Source organism: Streptomyces sp. NPDC006510 (assembly GCF_040611955.1).
GTDB lineage: Bacteria > Actinomycetota > Actinomycetes > Streptomycetales > Streptomycetaceae > Streptomyces.
On sequence record NZ_JBEXPH010000156.1, the window covers coordinates 3,993 to 19,897 of the forward strand.

The window sequence follows — 15,905 nt, forward strand, 5'->3', positions numbered from 1 at the left end:
CCCATCAGGCCGACGGAGTTCCCGCCGAGGCCCTTGCCGCGTACCCCGCTGTCGGGCGGGGGGGGGCCCCGGCCGGTGGGGCCGGCCGTCGCCCGCGCGCCCATCCGCCGGTCCGGGCTCCCGCTCGGACGGGCTCAGGCCTCGGGGACGGTGCGGTGGACGGCGCGGAGGAACGCCGCGTTGTCCGGGGTGCGGCGGATCCGGTCCAGCAGCGTTTCGAGCGCGGTCTTCGGGTCCCTGCCGCCCAGCGCGCGCCGCAGCCCCCGTACCACCCGCAACTCGCCTTCCGGTACGAGGAGTTCCTCGCGCCGGGTGCCGGACGCCGGGATGTTCACAGCCGGATGGGTGCGTCTGTCCGCCAGTGCGCGGTCGAGCCGGAGCTCCATGTTGCCGGTGCTCTTCAGCTCCTCGAAGAAGTAGTCGTCGGCGCGGGAGCCCGTCTCCACCAGCGCGGTGGCCAGGATGGTGAGGGAGCCGCCCTCCTCGGTGAGCCGTGCGGCGCCGAAGAGCTGCTTGGGGCCGAGCAGGGCGGCCGCGTCGACGCCGCCGCTGAGGGTGCGTCCGCCCGCGGCGGAGGCGTTGTTGTGGGCGCGGCACAGGCGGGTGAGGGAGTCGAGCAGGATGACGACGTCCTGGCCCTGCTCGACCAGTCGCTTGGCACGTTCGACCGCGAGTTCGGCGACCGCGATGTGCTCCTTCGCGGGCCGGTCGAACGTCGAGGCAAGCACCTCTCCCCGCACGGACCGGCGCATGTCGGTGACCTCCTCGGGGCGTTCGTCGACCAGCACCACCATCAGCAGGCATTCGGGATGGTTGGCGGCGACGGCGGCGGCGACCTGCTGGAGCAGGACCGTCTTTCCGGTCCTGGGCGGCGCGACGACGAGCCCGCGCTGCCCCTTGCCGATCGGTGCGACCAGGTCGACGAGACGCATCGCGGCGCCGCCGGACGGAGTCTCCAGCCGCAGCCGTTGCCTGGGGTGGAGCGGGGTGAGATCGCGGAAGTGCGGCCGGCCGCGAAGCGCCTGCGGGGAGCGGCCGTTGACCCGCTCCACGGTGGACAGGGAGCGGGGCCGGTCGCAGAGTCCCTCGACGGCATCGCCCCGGCGCAGGCCGTGACGGCGGATCAGGGCGGCCGGGACGAGTACGTCGCCGGGGGAGGGGCGGCCGTCCCGGGCGCGCAGCGCGCCGTTCCCCTGGTGGGTGATGTCGAGGACGCCGACGGCCCCCGTGGCGTCGGCGGCCTCGGTGGCCTCGGTGGCCTCGGTGGCCTCGGTGGTCAACTCCTGCTGATGCAATGGGTGTACGAGAGTGCTGGTCATGGAGAGTGGTCCTTTCGCGGACAAGGCGAACGAAGGGGCCGGACGGCACGGGGCGGAGGAGAGCACGCCCCCGACGACGGGCGGGAAAGTCCGAACGGAGGGAACCCGGTCCGAACTGGATGAAGGTGATACGGAAAGCTGGATCACCGGTCGGAGAAGGACGGGTGCGACAGCTTCGGAGAGGTGACTCGGCACCGGTGCCTCGAAAGCCAGGCGGACGCGTGTACCAATCGCACAGTACCACGGCCCTCGGTCAGCAGGGCCGTGCCGAGGGCATCGATATCCGGTTGCCGTGGCGTTCGCGGAGTGGTGTGGTTCTCCGGGCCACCCGCCCGCTCACCCATCCTGACCGGCGCCCCGGGCGCGGAGGAGTCATCTTGTCGATACGCATCACCGCACTGACCGACCCCGAACGGTCCGGCGGGAGCCACCGTCTGGCCTGGCTCGCCTCCGACCGCGCGGGCAGCCCCGTCGGCTCGGCGTTCCTGCGCGTCTTCACCCGCGAGGGCCAGGAACACCTCGCTGAACTGGACATCCACGTCCATCCCGCGGAGCGCCGCGGCGGAGTCGGTTCGCGGCTGTTCGACGCGGCGGTCGAAGCCGCCCGCGAGGAGGGCCGGCGCAGTGTGATCGCCCAGGTCGAGGCCGGCACGGCGGGGGATCATTTCCTGCGGGCCAAGGGGCTGCGCAAGGTCCTGACCCTGACGTACGTCCGGCTTCCGCTGGCGAAGGCCGACATCGAGGCCCTGCACCGGGACGTCGGGCAGCCGCATCCGGGCTACCGGCTCATCTCCTGGGACGGCGCCGTCCCGGACGAGCTCGCGCCGACCTTCGCCGCTTCTCGCCGGGCCATGGACGACATGCCGATGGACGACACCGACTTCGGCACGGTCGTCTGGGACGTGGACCGGGTCCGGTCCGCGGCGACGGCCGTCGCGGCACGCGGTGAGCTGCTCCACACGGTCGCGGCGGTCGACGAGTCCGACTCCACGATCGTGGGCTTCACGGAACTCGTCGTCCCGGGCGACGGAAGGGGCGACGCCCAGCACTACGGCACCGGAGTCCTTCCCGAGCACCGGGGGCACGGCCTCGGCCGGTGGATGAAGGTGCGGTCCATCCTCGAAGCCCGCGAACGCCACCCGGGTCTGGAAGGGCTGCTCACGGACACCGCCGACAGCAATACGCACATGCGGAGCATCAACGACGCGCTCGGCTACGAACCGACACACAAGTCGGTCGAGTACCAGCTCGATCTGTAGGAGCCTGCCGTCCGGCGGTCGGGGTGGAGCCCCGCCCGCCGGACAGCTCCCGGGCCTCGCGTTCGGATCAGGCCGTTCCCCGGAACGCGGCCAGTATCCGCTCCGCCGCCAGCGTGGCGGTCAACTCGCCGTCCCGTACCAGCTGTTCCAGCCCCGGAGCGAGCGCACGCACCTCCGGATGGCCGCGCAGACTCTCCAGCAACTCGTCCCGCACCATCGTCCACGTCCAGTCGACCTGCTGGTCACGCCGCTTCGCGGCGAGCCGCCCGGTCGATTCCAGCAGCGCGCGGTGCTGCTCCAGTCGCTCCCACAGGGTGTCGAGACCGGCCGACTCACGGGCGCTGCACGTGAGCACCGGAGGCGTCCACGCCGCGTCCACCGGGTGCATCAGCCGCAGCGCACCCGCCAGTTCACGCGCGGCCGCGCGCGCGTCGCGCTCGTGCGGGCCGTCCGCCTTGTTGACCGCGATCGCGTCCGCCAGCTCCAGGACGCCCTTCTTGATGCCCTGGAGCTGATCGCCGGTACGGGCCAGCGTCAGCAGCAGAAACGTGTCGACCATATTGGCCACCGCCGTCTCCGACTGTCCGACGCCGACCGTCTCCACCAGCACCACGTCGTATCCCGCGGCCTCCATCACCACGATGGACTCCCGGGTCGCCTTGGCCACCCCGCCGAGCGTCCCGGCGGTGGGGGACGGGCGTACGAACGCCGCCGGGTCCACCGCGAGCCGCTCCATCCTGGTCTTGTCGCCCAGGATGGAGCCGCCCGTACGGCTGGAGGAGGGGTCGACGGCCAGCACCGCGACCCGGTGCCCGAGCCCGGTGAGCATCGTGCCCAGCGCGTCGATGAAGGTGGACTTCCCGACGCCCGGCACGCCGCTGATGCCGATCCGCCGGGCATCGCCGGAGTGCGGCAGCAGCTCGCGCAGCAACTGCTGGGCCAGCGCCCGGTGATCGGGGCGGGTGGACTCGACGAGAGTGATGGCGCGCGCGATGTGCGCCCGCTTCCCGTCGAGCACCCCCTTCACATAGCTGTCGATGTCGATCTTCGGTGCCATCGGGTCAGCGGCTCACAGCTCGTGGCCGAGCGCGGCGCCGAGCCGCGACACCAGGTCGTACGCGGCATCCGGAATGACCGTGCCGGGCGGGAACACGGCCGTCGCGCCCGCCTCGTGCAGCGCCTCGACATCCTGCGGCGGAATCACCCCGCCCACCACGATCATGATGTCGTCGCGCCCTTCGGCCGCCAGCTCCTCGCGGAGCGCCGGCACCAGCGTGAGGTGCCCGGCGGCCAGCGAGGAGACGCCCACGATGTGCACGTCCGCCTCCACCGCCTGCCGTGCCACCTCGGCCGGCGTCTGGAACAGCGGGCCGACGTCCACGTCGAAGCCCAGGTCGGCGAAGGCGGTCGAGATCACCTTCTGGCCGCGGTCGTGGCCGTCCTGTCCCATCTTGGCGACCAGGATGCGTGGACGGCGCCCCTCGGCCTCCTCGAACCTGTCCACCAGCGCCCGGGTCCGGTCCACGGAAGGGGATTCACCTGCCTCGTTGCGGTACACACCGGAGATGGTACGGATCTGGCCCGCATGCCTCCCGTACACCTTCTCCAGGGCGTCCGAGATCTCGCCCACGGTTGCCATCGCGCGTGCCGCGTCGACGGCGAGTGCCAGCAGATTGCCTTCGAGGCCGGGGCCGGGATCCCGCTCGGCCGCCGCCGTGAGCGCGCGCAGCGCGGCCCGGCAGGCGGACTCGTCGCGCTCCTCGCGCAGCCGGCGCAGCTTCTCGATCTGCTGGGAGCGCACCGAGGAGTTGTCGACCTTGAGCACATCGATCTGCTCGTCGCTCTCCACCCGGTACTTGTTGACCCCGATCACCGGCTGGCGTCCGGAGTCGATCCGCGCCTGGGTACGGGCCGCGGCCTCCTCCACCCGGAGCTTCGGGATGCCCGCGTCGATGGCCTGCGCCATGCCGCCCGCCGCCTCGACCTCCTCGATGTGCTGCCAGGCCCGCCGCGCCAGGTCGTACGTCAGCTTCTCCACATATGCGCTGCCGCCCCACGGGTCGATCACCCGGCCGGTGCCCGACTCCTGCTGGAGCAGCAGCTGGGTGTTCCGGGCGATCCGGGCGGAGAAGTCCGTCGGCAGGGCGAGCGCCTCGTCGAGCGCGTTGGTGTGCAGCGACTGGGTGTGCCCCTGGGTGGCGGCCATCGCCTCCACACAGGTCCGGGTGACGTTGTTGAACACGTCCTGGGCGGTCAGCGACCACCCCGAGGTCTGCGAATGGGTGCGCAGCGAAAGGGACTTGGCGTTCTTCGGCTCGAACTCCTTGACCAGCTTGGCCCAGAGCAGCCGGGCCGCCCGCAGCTTGGCGATCTCCATGAAGAAGTTCATGCCGATCGCCCAGAAGAACGACAGCCGCGGCGCGAACGCGTCCACGTCGAGACCGGCGTCCCGGCCGGCCCGCAGATACTCCACCCCGTCCGCGAGGGTGTACGCCAGCTCCAGATCGGCCGTCGCACCCGCCTCCTGGATGTGATAGCCGGAGATGGAGATCGAGTTGTAGCGCGGCATCTTCTGCGACGTGTACGCGAAGATGTCGGAGATGATCCGCATCGAGGGCTTCGGCGGATAGATGTAGGTGTTGCGGACCATGAACTCCTTCAGAATGTCGTTCTGAATGGTTCCGGCCAGCTTCTCCGGTCCGACGCCCTGTTCCTCCGCGGCCACGATGTACAGCGCGAGTACGGGGAGCACCGCGCCGTTCATCGTCATCGACACCGACATCCGGTCCAGGGGGATGCCGTCGAAGAGCTGCCGCATGTCGTAGATCGAGTCGATCGCCACGCCCGCCATGCCGACGTCGCCGGTCACCCGCGGGTGGTCGCTGTCGTAGCCGCGGTGGGTCGGCAGGTCGAAGGCGACGGAGAGGCCCTTCTGCCCGGCCGCGAGGTTGCGGCGGTAGAAGGCGTTGGACTCCTCGGCCGTGGAGAACCCGGCGTACTGCCGGATCGTCCAGGGCTGGTTGACGTACATCGTCGGGTACGGGCCCCGCAGATACGGGGCGATGCCCGGATACGTACCGAGGAAGTCGAGCCCTTCGAGGTCGTGCCCGGTGTACAGCGGCTTGACCGCGATGCCCTCCGGGGTCTCCCACAGCAGGTCGCCGTCGGAACTGCCGACGGACTCCTTCACCGAGGTACGCCACCGGTCCTCGGACACTTCGGCGGCGCCGCCCGGACCGAGCTCGATGCCGGAGAAGTCGGGGATACGCATTACGCCACATCCATACGGTCGAGGAGGGAGGAGAGCACGGCCACCACATCGGAGCCCGCGAAGACGTACTCGTCGACGCCGGCGTACTCGCCGGGCCGGCCGGCGAGGAACACCCGCCGCGCGCCCGCCGAACCCAGCGCCTCGGCGACCGCCCCGGCCTGCTCGGCGTAGAGCGCGTCGCTGGAGCAGAGGCAGGCCACGGTGGCCCCGCCGGCCCGGAACGCGTCGGCGGCCGTCGTCGCGTCGACCGAGACCGGGTCGTGGACCGGTTCGATGCCGCCCGCCTGGAAGAGGTTGGCGGCGAACGACACCCGAGCGGTGTGAGCCGCGGCGGGGCCGAGCGCGGCGAGGAACACCCGCGGACGCTGTCCGGTCGCCGCCAGGTGCGCGTCCGACCGGGCGCGCAGCGCCTCGAACGCCTCGTCCCGGCGGACCCTGGGCAGACCGCCCGACGCGGCCGGTCCGGCGGGGGCCGGCTCACGCTCCACCGGCCGCTGGGCCAGCTGCGGGAATTCGCTGACCCCGGTGATCGGCTCCTTGCGACGCGCCAGATCCTTGCTGCGCGCCGCCCAGGTGGCCGCGAGACGCTCGCCGATCATCCCGGAGCGCAGGGCGGCGGCCTGACCGCCGGACCGCTCGATCTCCTGGAAGAACGACCATGCGGCGTCGGCGAGTTCGGCGGTGAGTCGCTCCACGTACCAGGAACCGCCGGCCGGGTCGATCACCCGGGCCAGATGCGACTCCTCCAGCAGGATCGTCGACGTATTACGGGCGATGCGCCGGGCGAACGCGTCCGGCAGGCCCAGGGCGTGATCGAAGGGCAGCACGGTGACGGAGCCGGCGCCGCCGACCCCCGCCCCCAGACACGCCAGCGTCGTACGCAGCATGTTCACCCACGGATCGCGGCGCGTCATCATCACCGACGACGTCACCGCGTGCTGGCGCTGGGCACCGGCGTCGGTGGCCCCGCACACCTCGGCCACCCGGGACCACAGCCGTCGCGCGGCCCGCAGTTTCGCGATGGTCAGGAACTGGTCGGCGGTCGCCGCGTACCGGAACTCCAGCTGTCCGCAGGCCTGTTCGACCGAAAGTCCGGCGTCCGTCAGTGCCCGCAGGGCGGCGACACCGGTCGCCAGCGAAGCGCCCAGCTCCTCGGCCGCCGATCCGCCGGCCTCGTGGTACGGCAGCGCGTCGACGGTCAGCGCCCGCAGTCCGGGAAACTCCCGCGCGCACCGCTGCGCCCAGTGGACCGCGGTCGACAGCTCGGGTTCGGCGCCGGTGCGGGCGGCCTGCCCGAACGGGTCCGCGCCGAGGTTGCCGCGCACGCTGTGCGCGTCGACGCCCCGCTCCGCGCAGATCCGCAGCAACTCCGTTGCCGCGGCGTCGGTCTCGCCGCCGGCGTCGAGCACCACGGGAGCCAGATCGAGGTAGACGCCGTCCAGGGCCGCCGCCAGCGCGGACACCGGAACACCCGCGGCACCGCCCACGGTCAGCCACAGCGAGGTGACGCCGTTCTCCAGATCGGCGAGCACCGCCTCGTTGAGACGTGCGGGATCCGGGAGACTGTGCCGCTGCCGCACGTCCCAGCCGCCCGCCGCGTTGCCCTCGGCCTTGCTGCCGCGGGTGAAGGGGGCGAAGCCCGGATATCCGGCATCGGGCGCGCTGTCGCGCGAGGTGTAGAGGGGACGGGTGATGAGCCCGTCCTCCACCGTGGTGGACAGCGCTTCCTCGGCGGCCGAACCCGCAGCCTCCTTGCCCGACTTGCGCAGCACGCCTTCGACGAGGCGTTGCCATTGCTCATGGGCGGGGGCGGGGAATTCGGCGGCCAACGAAAGCCCGTCGGCAGGCAGGACCGTCATGCCCAGATGCTAGGTCAGGGCGCTTGAGGGCAGCACGGGTTCCGCTTGTGACCTTGCCCTCTCCCAGTGCACTTGATCCTTCACCCACCGTCGCGTAAACGGCCTGCACCCGGGGCTTGGTGCTTCCTCCAATGCACCTGGCATTTGCTCCACAGATCACCCGGACGGATTGCAGCTGCGAGTTGGATTCGAATATCTTGTCGCACATGCAGTCCTACACAATCGGGCAGGCGGCACGCCTGCTGGGGGTCAGCCCCGACACCGCCCGCCGCTGGGCGGACGCCGGGAGGGTCGCGACACACCGCGACGAAAGCGGCCGCAGGCTCATCGACGGCCGTGATCTGGCCGCTTTCTCCATCGAGATCGGCCAGGGCGCGGGAGGCGAGGACGACGCCTCGTACACCTCCGCCCGCAACGCCTTCCCGGGCATCGTCACCGCGGTGAAGCTCGGCGACGTCGCGGCCCAGGTCGAGATCCAGGCGGGCCCGCACCGGCTGGTGTCACTGCTCACCCGGGAGGCCGTCGAGGAGCTGGGGCTGGAGGTCGGCATGCAGGCCACCGCTCGCGTGAAGTCCACCAGCGTGCACATCGACCGCGTCTGACCGCGCGTCACCCACGGCACGCATCCATTCCAAGGAGTCACGGGACCATGTCGACCACCCTCACCGGGCGTCGTACCGCCGCCGCGGTCATCACCGCCGCACTGCTGCTCCCGCTCGCCGCGTGCGGCAGCGGTGACGACAGCAAGAAGGAGTCCGCCGGGAAGTCCACCGCGTCGTCCGGGGCCCGGCTCACGGTGCTGGCCGCCGCCTCGCTCACCGACGTGTTCAAGGACGTGGGCGCCGCGTACGAGAAGGAGCACCCGGGCACGAAGGTGACGTTCTCCTTCGCCGGTTCCCAGGAACTCGCCGCCCAGGTGAAGCAGGGCGCGCCCGCCGACGCCCTGGTCACCGCGGACACCAAGACGATGGACGGGCTGAAGTCCGACACCGGCACGCCCACCGTCATCGCCAAGAACCGCCTCGTCATCGCCACCGGGGAGGGCAACCCGGAGAAGATCGCGGACCTGAAGGACCTGACGAACCCCGAGCTCAAGGTCGTCCTGGCCGCACCCGAGGTGCCGGTCGGCCGCTACAGCAAGCAGGTCCTCGACGCCCAGAAGCTCACCGTCGAGCCGGTCTCCCAGGAGCCCAACGTCCGCGCGGTCCTCAGCAAGGTCGAGCTCGGCGAGGCCGACGCGGGCATCGTCTACCGGACGGACGCCGCCACGGCCACCGACAAGGTCGACGCCGTCGACATCCCGGACGCGCAGAACGCCGTGGCCTCCTACCCGGCGGCTACGCTGCGACAGTCCAACAGCACCGAGGCCGCCACGGCGTTCGTGAAGTGGCTGAGCACCCCGCAGGCGCAGAAGATCCTGCGGTCGGCGGGCTTCCAGCAGCCGTAGGTCCGCAGTCCGCCCGGCCGGGGGAGCGGGAGCGGGGGCACCCCAGGTTCTTTCGTTCGGATCAGGGCGCAGTGCCAGACCCCGCGAGCCCGGCACGATCCGGCCGAGAGGCCCCAGTCCTGCCCGAACCGACCGATCACGGGAACCTCCGATGAGAGCCCTCCGCAGCCGGGTGCCCGGCATGCGCACCCCCGTCGCCCTGGCGCTACCCGCGCTGCTCGCCGTCGCGTTCCTGCTGATTCCGCTGATCGGCATTCTGGCCCGTACTTCCTGGGCCGACCTCGGCACCCATCTGACCAGCCCGGGAGTCACCCAGGCGCTCAGGCTGTCCCTGCTCGTCTCCTTCTGGGCACTGGGCCTCTCGCTGCTGCTCGGGGTGCCCCTGGCCTGGCTGCTGGCCCGGACCGACTTTCCCGGCAAGGTGTTCGTGCGCTCGCTGGTCCTGCTCCCGATGGTGCTGCCGCCCACCGTCGGAGGTGTGGCACTCCTCCTGGGCTTCGGCCGCCGGGGACTGCTGGGGCCCTGGCTGGAGGACACCTTCGGGATCACGCTGCCCTTCCACACCTCGGGCGCGGTGGTCGCGGCGACGTTCGTCGCGATGCCGTTCCTCGTCATCAGCCTCGAAGGCGCACTGGCCGGACTGCGTCCCGAGTACGAGGAGACCGCTGCCTCCCTCGGGGCCTCACCGGTCCGGGTGTTCTTCACCGTCACCCTCCCGATGGTCGCCCCCGGGCTCGCCGCCGGGGCCGCGCTCACCTGGGCACGGGCGCTCGGCGAGTTCGGCGCGACCATCACCTTCGCGGGCAATCTGCCGGGCACCACCCAGACGCTTCCCCTCCAGGTCTACCTGCTGCTCCAGGACTCCCCGGAGGCCGCCACCTCCGTCTCGTTGTTGCTCCTCGCCATCGCCATGGCCGTACTGATCACTCTGCGCGGGCGCTGGACCGGAACGCCGCGCGACCGCGCACCCGGCTCGGCATCCCCGGTGGACGACGTGGCCGGCCCGGAACCGGCGGCCCGAGCGGGCCACGGGACGCCCCCGGTCCCGCGGGAACGACGGTCGCTGCACGCCGAGGTCACCGGCTTCAACCGGCTGACCCTCGACGCGGCGCCCGGCACCACGATCGCCGTCGTCGGCCCCAACGGCGCGGGCAAGACGACCCTGTTGCGCGCGCTCCTCGGCCTGACCCCGCGCGCCCGCGCCCGGCTGCGCCTCGGCGACACCGACGTCACCGCGCTGCCCCCGCACCGCCGCCAGGTCGCCTGGGTTCCGCAGGACGGTGCGCTCTTCCCGCATCTGAGCGCGCTGACGAACACGGCGTACGGGCTCCGCGCCCACGGCGTCGCCCGCGCCGAGGCCCGGCGCGAGGCGCAGCAGTGGCTCGACCGGCTGGGCGTCGGCCACCTGGCCCACCGCAGGCCCGCCCAGCTCTCCGGCGGCCAGGCCCAGCGCGTCGCCCTGGCCAGGGCACTCGCCGCCCGCCCCTGGCTGCTGCTGCTCGACGAGCCGCTCGCCGCCCTCGACCAGACCACCCGCGCCCATGTCCGGCACACCCTGCGCACCCATCTCGCCGGGTTCGGCGGCGTCTGTCTGATTGTCACCCACGACCCCGTCGAGGCGGTTTCACTGGCCGACCGGGTGCTGGTGCTCGACGAGGGCCGCAGCCTCCAGTACGCGCCACCGGCCGAGGTCACCCGGCATCCCCGCTCGCCCTGGGTCGCCCGGATGCTCGGCCGCAACGCCTGGCCCGGTACCGCCGCGCCCGACGGCACCCTGGACCTCGCGGGCGGCGGCCGGCTGGTCGTCGCGGACGCACTCGCCGAGGGGACGGACGCCCTCGCGGTCATCGCGCCCGAAGCGGTCTCCGTGCACCACGACAGGCCCGGCGGGAGCCCCCGCAACGTCTGGCCCGGAACGGTGCGCGAGCTCACCGCCGTCGGCAGCCGGCTCCGGGTGGTGATCGCCTCCGGCGAGGCGCCGGACCTGGTCGCCGAGATCACCCCCGAAGCGGCGGCCGAACTGGGCCTCGTCGAGGGGACTGCCGTTTGGACGAGCGTCAAGGCGACCGAGGTCACGGTCGTCGTCCGCTGAGGGTGAGGATTCCGCGGCCCGGCCCGTCCCGTGCCCCGGCGGGAATCGCGGGGGCGGAAATTCAAGGGACGTCGTACCGGTGCGCGCGCTGACCGGAGTTGCCCTTCGAGCCGGGATTCGGAGAACACTCCGCTACGGGGGTGATATGCCCCTGACCTGGGTGTGGGCGATTGCGGTTTCACATTTCCTTTATCCCCATGGATACCCCCGATCGATTTCGATCGGCGTTTTACTTTGTCGATTTCCCGACCGCGTGCGACGTTTGAGTCGGCCAAACCGAATGAATTCGGATACGCGTCGGGAAAAGGGGAAGTTCATCGTGCAGACCGCCAGGGCCGTCCCGGCATCCACCGTCCTCAACCTGCGCGACCTGGGCGGCATCGCCCTGGGCCCGGACCACCGGGTCCGGGCGGGTGCCGTGCTGCGGTCCGGCCAGCTCAGCGGGCTCGACGCGGCGCAGGACTCGCAGGTGTCCGCGCTCGGCGTCCGTACCGTCGTCGATCTGCGGACCGCCGACGAGCGCGCCGCGGCCCCCGACCGGCTGCCGCCGGGCGCGCGGCTGTTCGTGGCCGATGTGCTCGGGGGCAATCCGGGGGTGGCGCCGGCCCGGCTGCGCGCCCTGCTCGCCGACCCCGTCGCGGCGCAGCAGATGCTGGGAGGCGGCAAGGCGGAGGGGCTGTTCGCCGACACCTATCGGCAGATGGTGCTCTCGCCGAGTGCGTCAGCCGCCTACCGGGCCTTCGTCGAGACGGTCGCCGACGACCGCGCCCGCCCGGTGCTCTTCCACTGCACGGCGGGCAAGGACCGGACCGGCTGGGCCACCGCCCTCCTCCTGATGATGATCGGCGCCTCGCGTGATGTCGTGCGTGCCGAGTTCCTCGCGGTGAACCCGGTGGTACGGGTCGCCTTCGCGCCCTACGTGCAGGACTATCTCGACGCGGGCGGTGACCCGGAGATCGCCTCCGCGGTCATCGAGGTCCGTCCCCGCTATCTCGACACGGCGCTGGACGCCATGGACGAGAGGTGGGGCGGACTCGACGGATATGTGCGCGACGGCCTGCGCATCCCTGAAGCCGCGGTGGAACGGCTGCACGAGGGGCTGGTGGTGCCCGCCTGAGCGGCGGGGCCGCGAACCGGTGGCCTTCCCGGCAGCGGTGGCGCACTCCAGGGTTGACTTGATACCCCCAGGGGGTATCTTGTGAGGCATCGGGAAGCGCCGCCTCCCGGTCGACCCGATGGAGGGAACCGTCATGAACAACGCACTGAGGATCACCGCCTTCGCCACCGCGCTCGCCGCGACCTTCGGAACCGCGTACGGAGTGGGCCGGGGTGTCGACCCGCTGGTGGCCGCGGAGGACCGCCCCGCGCAACAGCACGGCGGCCATGACGGCGGAGAGGAGGGTGGCGCGAAGGCGGCGGCGGACCACGAGCCCGGCGGACTCCAGGTTTCGGACGGCGGCTACACGCTGGCCCTGGAAACACCGACGGTCCGGGCCGGGGCCCGGACCGAGATCCGGTTCGCCGTCAGGGACGACAGCGGGCGCAAGGTCACCGCCTACCGGCGTGAGCACGGCAAGGAGCTGCATTTCATCCTCGCCTCCACCGACCTCACCCAGTATCGGCATCTGCACCCCGTCCGTGCGGCCGACGGCACCTGGTCGACCCCCGTCGACCTTCCCGAAGCCGGCGGCTACCGGGTGTTCGCCGACTTCACCCCGGCGGCCGCGGGTGCCGAGAACCTCACGCTGGGCGCGGACCTGGCCGTCTCCGGCGCCTACCGCCCCGCGGTTCTCCCGGACGCGGGCACTGTCGCCGAGGTCGACGGCTACCGCGTCACGCTCGGCGGTGAGCTCCGCGCCGGGCAGGCGGGCGAACTGAAGCCGTCCATCAGCAGGAACGGCCGTCCCGTCACCGACCTTCAGCCCTACCTCGGCGCGTACGGGCACCTGGTCGCCCTGCGCTCGGGCGACCTGGCCTATCTGCACGTCCACCCGAACGAGGGCGGCCCGGGTCCGGTGGTGTCCTTCACCGCGACGGCGCCCAGCGCGGGAACGTACCGGCTCTTCCTCGACTTCAAGCACGAGGGCAAGGTGCGCACCGCGGCGTTCACCGTCCGGGTGGCGGAGCCCGGGAACGACGGCGACGGACACCGGGAGAGCGGGACCGAGGCGCCCGCCGGGCACGCGCACTGACGCGATCCGGGCGGTCCTGGTCCCCAACCGGCCTTGTGGTGAAGCGCGTTGAGATGTGCCGACACGGGGTGGCGAGGGCCCTCCTCGGCCCCTTGGGTATGGTGAAAGGACCGGGTTTCGAATCCTCCGAGAGGGGCGTACGTTGACCGAGCGCAAGCCTGCGGGCGTCAGCTTCGAATCGTGGGTCGACAAGCAGATCCGGGAGTCCGAGCAGCGCGGCGACATCTCGCAGTTGCCGGGATTCGGCAAACCGCTCGACAGTCTCGGAGCTCCCTACGACGAGAACTGGTGGATCAAGCAGAAGATGCAGCGCGAAGGGGTGTCGGTGCTCCCGCCGGCCCTGGCCCTGCGCAAACAGGCGGAGGACGTGGCCGAAGCCGTGTCCGGGGCACGGACCGAGGCCGAGGTGCGGCGCATGCTGGCCGAGGTCAACGAGAAGATCCGGGCGGCCGTCAGGCGGCCGCCGCCGGGACCGCCGCTGAACCTCAAGCCGTTCGACATCGACGCCGTGGTCGATGAGTGGCGCACGGCGCGCGATCCGTCGTAGCCCCCGACGGGCCCGTGGGTGCTCGGCGACCGAATGCGTAATACTCTGTCCATGACATCGAGCATTACGCACCGGGGCGGCGGGCCGCGACGGGAGACCGTACGCATCAGGCGGGCCACCGCACGGGACGCGAAGCGGCTCACCCGCCTCGTCAGGACGTCCCGCGCCTACGAGGGTCAGTACGCCGCCATGGTCGCCGGATACCGGGTGGGCCCCGACTACATCGAGACCCATCGGGTCTTCGCGGCCGTGGAGCCCGGCACCGACCGGCTGCTCGGCTTCTACTCGCTCGTTCTCGCACCGCCGGAACTCGACCTCATGTTCGTCGCCGACGATGCGCAGGGACTCGGCATCGGGCGGCTCCTCGTCGGGCATCTGCGCAAGGAGGCGGAACGCGTCGGCCTCACCGGCGTCCGGATCGTCTCGCACCCGCCCGCCGAGGGCTTCTACCGGAGCGTGGGTGCCCGGCGGACCGGCACCCTGGCGGCCAACCCGCCCGCGGTGATGTGGGACCGGCCCGAGCTGCTGCTGCCGATCGGCTGACCCGGCACCGGAGGGTCCGGCCGGAACCCGTCCCCGGATCCCGGCCGAACCCCCTTCTCGGAACGCCGTGTTACGAGGCGAAGCCCCCGTACGGGCGCGTGATGATCTCCATGGCGTGACCGGCGGGATCGAGGAAGTACACGCCCCGACCGCCGTCGTTGTGGTTGATCTCGCCGGGATGCTTCCTGTGCGGATCCGCGTAGTGCGTGACCCCCAGCTCCTTGATCCGGGCGTACGCCGTGTCGAACTCCGCTTCCGAGATGAGGAAGGCGTAGTGCTGGGTGGCGATCGGGCCTTCGGGTGCGGTGGCGAAGTCCAGTGTGACCCCGTTCGCGGTTTCGACCGCGATGAACGGGCCCCATTCCGCGCCGACTTCAAGGCCCAGTATGTCCGCCAGGAACTCGGCGGACTCCCGGTTGTCCCGGGCGTGAACGATGGTGTGATTCAACTCGACTGACACTGTGGAATGCCTCCAACGGGCATCTCACGGGCACCTCCACGCCTCACCCGGCCGGTGACCGACGCGCGATGCCGTACTCAAAATCCTAGGCGAGGCCGTACTGATCGTCGAGAGCCGGGCGAACGGTCCGGCCATCACCCCGGCCCCGGTGACCGGCTACGGTGGGGGAGGGGGGAACGCAAAGTACTCCGGGTATCCGGACGGAGGCTCCCGGTGACCTCGACAGCACGCCTTCCCGACCGGCAGGGCCACGACGACGGCCGCGACGAGACACCCGAGGAACGGGCGGACCGGCGGTGGACCGATCTGCTCCAGGAACTGCGGGTCGCGCAGACCGGCGTCCAGATCCTGTTCGGCTTCCTGCTCGCCGTCGTCTTCCAGCCCCGCTTCGCCGAGCTCTCGGACACCGACCGCACCATCTACGTGGTCACCGTGATGCTGGGATCGGCCACCGCCGCCGTGCTGATCGGGCCCGTTTCGTACCACCGGCTGCTCACCGGGCGGCGGCTCAAACCGCAGACGGTCACCTGGGCGTCACGCATGACCGTGCTCGGGCTCGTCCTGCTGTTCTGCACCATGTGCTCCGCCCTGCTGCTCATCCTGCGGGTGGCCCTGCACAACTCTGTCGCGCTGTGGCTGGTCGGCGGCATGGCGCTGTGGTTCCTGATCTGCTGGTTCATCTTTCCGGCCTGGGCGCTGGCCCGCTCCGCGTCGGTGCGCGAGAAATGACCGCAGCACGGGGGAGCGGCCCGGTCAGCCGGAATCGCCTGCCGCGAGCCCTTGCACGTCCGTGACCGTGAAGAGGCCGCCGTCCGGGTCCAGCAGAGTCGCCTCCGTGCCCTGTGCCAGCGGCCTTTGCTCGACCAGACTGCCGCCGTACTCCCTCGCCGCCGCGACCGTGGCCGCCACATCGGTG

General features: G+C 71.5%; 14 protein-coding genes and 1 pseudogene. 9 read left to right on the plus strand and 6 right to left on the minus strand.

Features of this window, described 5'->3' with window-relative positions; genetic code table 11:
* Positions 1-134: 134 nt before the first annotated feature.
* Entirely contained in the window at positions 135-1,319 is a 1,185-nt protein-coding gene (rho, locus tag ABZY11_RS33100; protein WP_356482697.1) for a transcription termination factor Rho, read from the minus strand.
* Between the two features lie 377 nt (positions 1,320-1,696).
* Here rho and ABZY11_RS33105 point away from each other — a divergent pair, with 377 nt between their 5' ends.
* On the plus strand, positions 1,697-2,578 hold the full coding sequence (locus ABZY11_RS33105) for a GNAT family N-acetyltransferase (protein ID WP_356482698.1): 882 nt from the start codon (positions 1,697-1,699) through the stop codon (positions 2,576-2,578).
* A gap of 67 nt (positions 2,579-2,645) precedes the next feature.
* On the opposite strand, the gene meaB is transcribed toward ABZY11_RS33105, so the two are convergent.
* The 3 genes from meaB to mutA are packed head-to-tail and all read right to left on the minus strand — an operon-like array spanning position 2,646 to position 7,708.
* Complete coding sequence (gene meaB / locus ABZY11_RS33110; RefSeq protein WP_356482699.1) at positions 2,646-3,635, minus strand: methylmalonyl Co-A mutase-associated GTPase MeaB; 990 nt, start codon at positions 3,633-3,635, stop codon at positions 2,646-2,648.
* 12 nt (positions 3,636-3,647) lie between these two features.
* On the minus strand, positions 3,648-5,849 hold the full coding sequence (gene scpA / locus ABZY11_RS33115) for a methylmalonyl-CoA mutase (protein WP_356482700.1): 2,202 nt from the start codon (positions 5,847-5,849) through the stop codon (positions 3,648-3,650).
* Positions 5,849-7,708, minus strand: a complete 1,860-nt coding sequence (mutA, locus tag ABZY11_RS33120) for a methylmalonyl-CoA mutase small subunit (protein WP_356482701.1) — start codon at positions 7,706-7,708, stop codon at positions 5,849-5,851. Before mutA ends, scpA begins: the two co-directional genes overlap by 1 nt.
* 206 nt (positions 7,709-7,914) lie before the next feature.
* On the opposite strand from mutA, the gene ABZY11_RS33125 reads away from it, so the two are divergent.
* The 7 genes from ABZY11_RS33125 (at position 7,915) to ABZY11_RS33155 (ending at position 14,529) form a co-directional block, all read left to right on the plus strand.
* The gene (locus ABZY11_RS33125) at positions 7,915-8,310 is read left to right on the plus strand and encodes a helix-turn-helix transcriptional regulator (protein WP_356482702.1); all 396 of its coding nucleotides are present in this window, start codon (positions 7,915-7,917) and stop codon (positions 8,308-8,310) included.
* Between the two features lie 47 nt (positions 8,311-8,357).
* Positions 8,358-9,155 (plus strand): molybdate ABC transporter substrate-binding protein, encoded by a 798-nt coding sequence (modA, locus tag ABZY11_RS33130; protein WP_356482703.1) that lies wholly within the window; start codon positions 8,358-8,360, stop codon positions 9,153-9,155.
* Between the two features lie 151 nt (positions 9,156-9,306).
* Positions 9,307-11,247, plus strand: coding sequence for an ABC transporter permease (locus ABZY11_RS33135; protein ID WP_356482704.1), 1,941 nt, complete (start codon positions 9,307-9,309; stop codon positions 11,245-11,247).
* A 319-nt stretch (positions 11,248-11,566) separates the two neighbouring features.
* A complete protein-coding gene (locus ABZY11_RS33140; RefSeq protein ID WP_356482705.1) occupies positions 11,567-12,364 on the plus strand; it encodes a tyrosine-protein phosphatase in 798 nt (265 codons plus the stop codon).
* Positions 12,365-12,497: 133 nt separating this feature from the next.
* Complete coding sequence (locus ABZY11_RS33145) at positions 12,498-13,439, plus strand: hypothetical protein (protein WP_356482706.1); 942 nt, start codon at positions 12,498-12,500, stop codon at positions 13,437-13,439.
* A gap of 142 nt (positions 13,440-13,581) precedes the next feature.
* Positions 13,582-13,986 carry a DUF1992 domain-containing protein gene (locus tag ABZY11_RS33150; RefSeq protein WP_356482707.1) on the plus strand — a complete coding sequence of 135 codons (405 nt, stop codon included), beginning with the start codon at positions 13,582-13,584 and terminating at the stop codon, positions 13,984-13,986.
* 51 nt (positions 13,987-14,037) lie between these two features.
* Entirely contained in the window at positions 14,038-14,529 is a 492-nt protein-coding gene (locus ABZY11_RS33155; RefSeq protein WP_356482708.1) for a GNAT family N-acetyltransferase, read from the plus strand.
* A 70-nt stretch (positions 14,530-14,599) separates the two neighbouring features.
* Here the strand turns inward: ABZY11_RS33155 and ABZY11_RS33160 are convergent, their stop codons facing one another.
* Positions 14,600-14,989: a VOC family protein gene (locus ABZY11_RS33160; protein ID WP_356482709.1), complete on the minus strand. Its 390-nt coding sequence runs from the start codon at positions 14,987-14,989 to the stop codon at positions 14,600-14,602.
* A gap of 213 nt (positions 14,990-15,202) precedes the next feature.
* Here ABZY11_RS33160 and ABZY11_RS33165 point away from each other — a divergent pair, with 213 nt between their 5' ends.
* Positions 15,203-15,718 carry a DUF6328 family protein gene (locus ABZY11_RS33165; protein WP_356482710.1) on the plus strand — a complete coding sequence of 172 codons (516 nt, stop codon included), beginning with the start codon at positions 15,203-15,205 and terminating at the stop codon, positions 15,716-15,718.
* 24 nt (positions 15,719-15,742) lie between these two features.
* On the opposite strand, the pseudogene ABZY11_RS33170 reads toward ABZY11_RS33165, so the two are convergent.
* Positions 15,743-15,905, minus strand: a pseudogene (locus ABZY11_RS33170) (VOC family protein); the annotation flags it as partial.

Excerpts from the sequence above, each read along its gene's own strand:
- mutA (WP_356482701.1), bottom strand. The coding sequence starts at position 7,708 with ATGACGGTCCTGCCTGCCGACGGGCTTTCGTTGGCCGCCGAATTCCCC.
- ABZY11_RS33155 (WP_356482708.1), top strand. The coding sequence starts at position 14,038 with ATGACATCGAGCATTACGCACCGGGGCGGCGGGCCGCGACGGGAGACC.
- modA (WP_356482703.1), top strand. The coding sequence starts at position 8,358 with ATGTCGACCACCCTCACCGGGCGTCGTACCGCCGCCGCGGTCATCACC.
- scpA (WP_356482700.1), bottom strand. The coding sequence starts at position 5,849 with ATGCGTATCCCCGACTTCTCCGGCATCGAGCTCGGTCCGGGCGGCGCC.
- ABZY11_RS33145 (WP_356482706.1), top strand. The coding sequence starts at position 12,498 with ATGAACAACGCACTGAGGATCACCGCCTTCGCCACCGCGCTCGCCGCG.
- meaB (WP_356482699.1), bottom strand. The coding sequence starts at position 3,635 with ATGGCACCGAAGATCGACATCGACAGCTATGTGAAGGGGGTGCTCGAC.
- ABZY11_RS33135 (WP_356482704.1), top strand. The coding sequence starts at position 9,307 with ATGAGAGCCCTCCGCAGCCGGGTGCCCGGCATGCGCACCCCCGTCGCC.
- rho (WP_356482697.1), bottom strand. The coding sequence starts at position 1,319 with ATGACCAGCACTCTCGTACACCCATTGCATCAGCAGGAGTTGACCACC.
- ABZY11_RS33125 (WP_356482702.1), top strand. The coding sequence starts at position 7,915 with ATGCAGTCCTACACAATCGGGCAGGCGGCACGCCTGCTGGGGGTCAGC.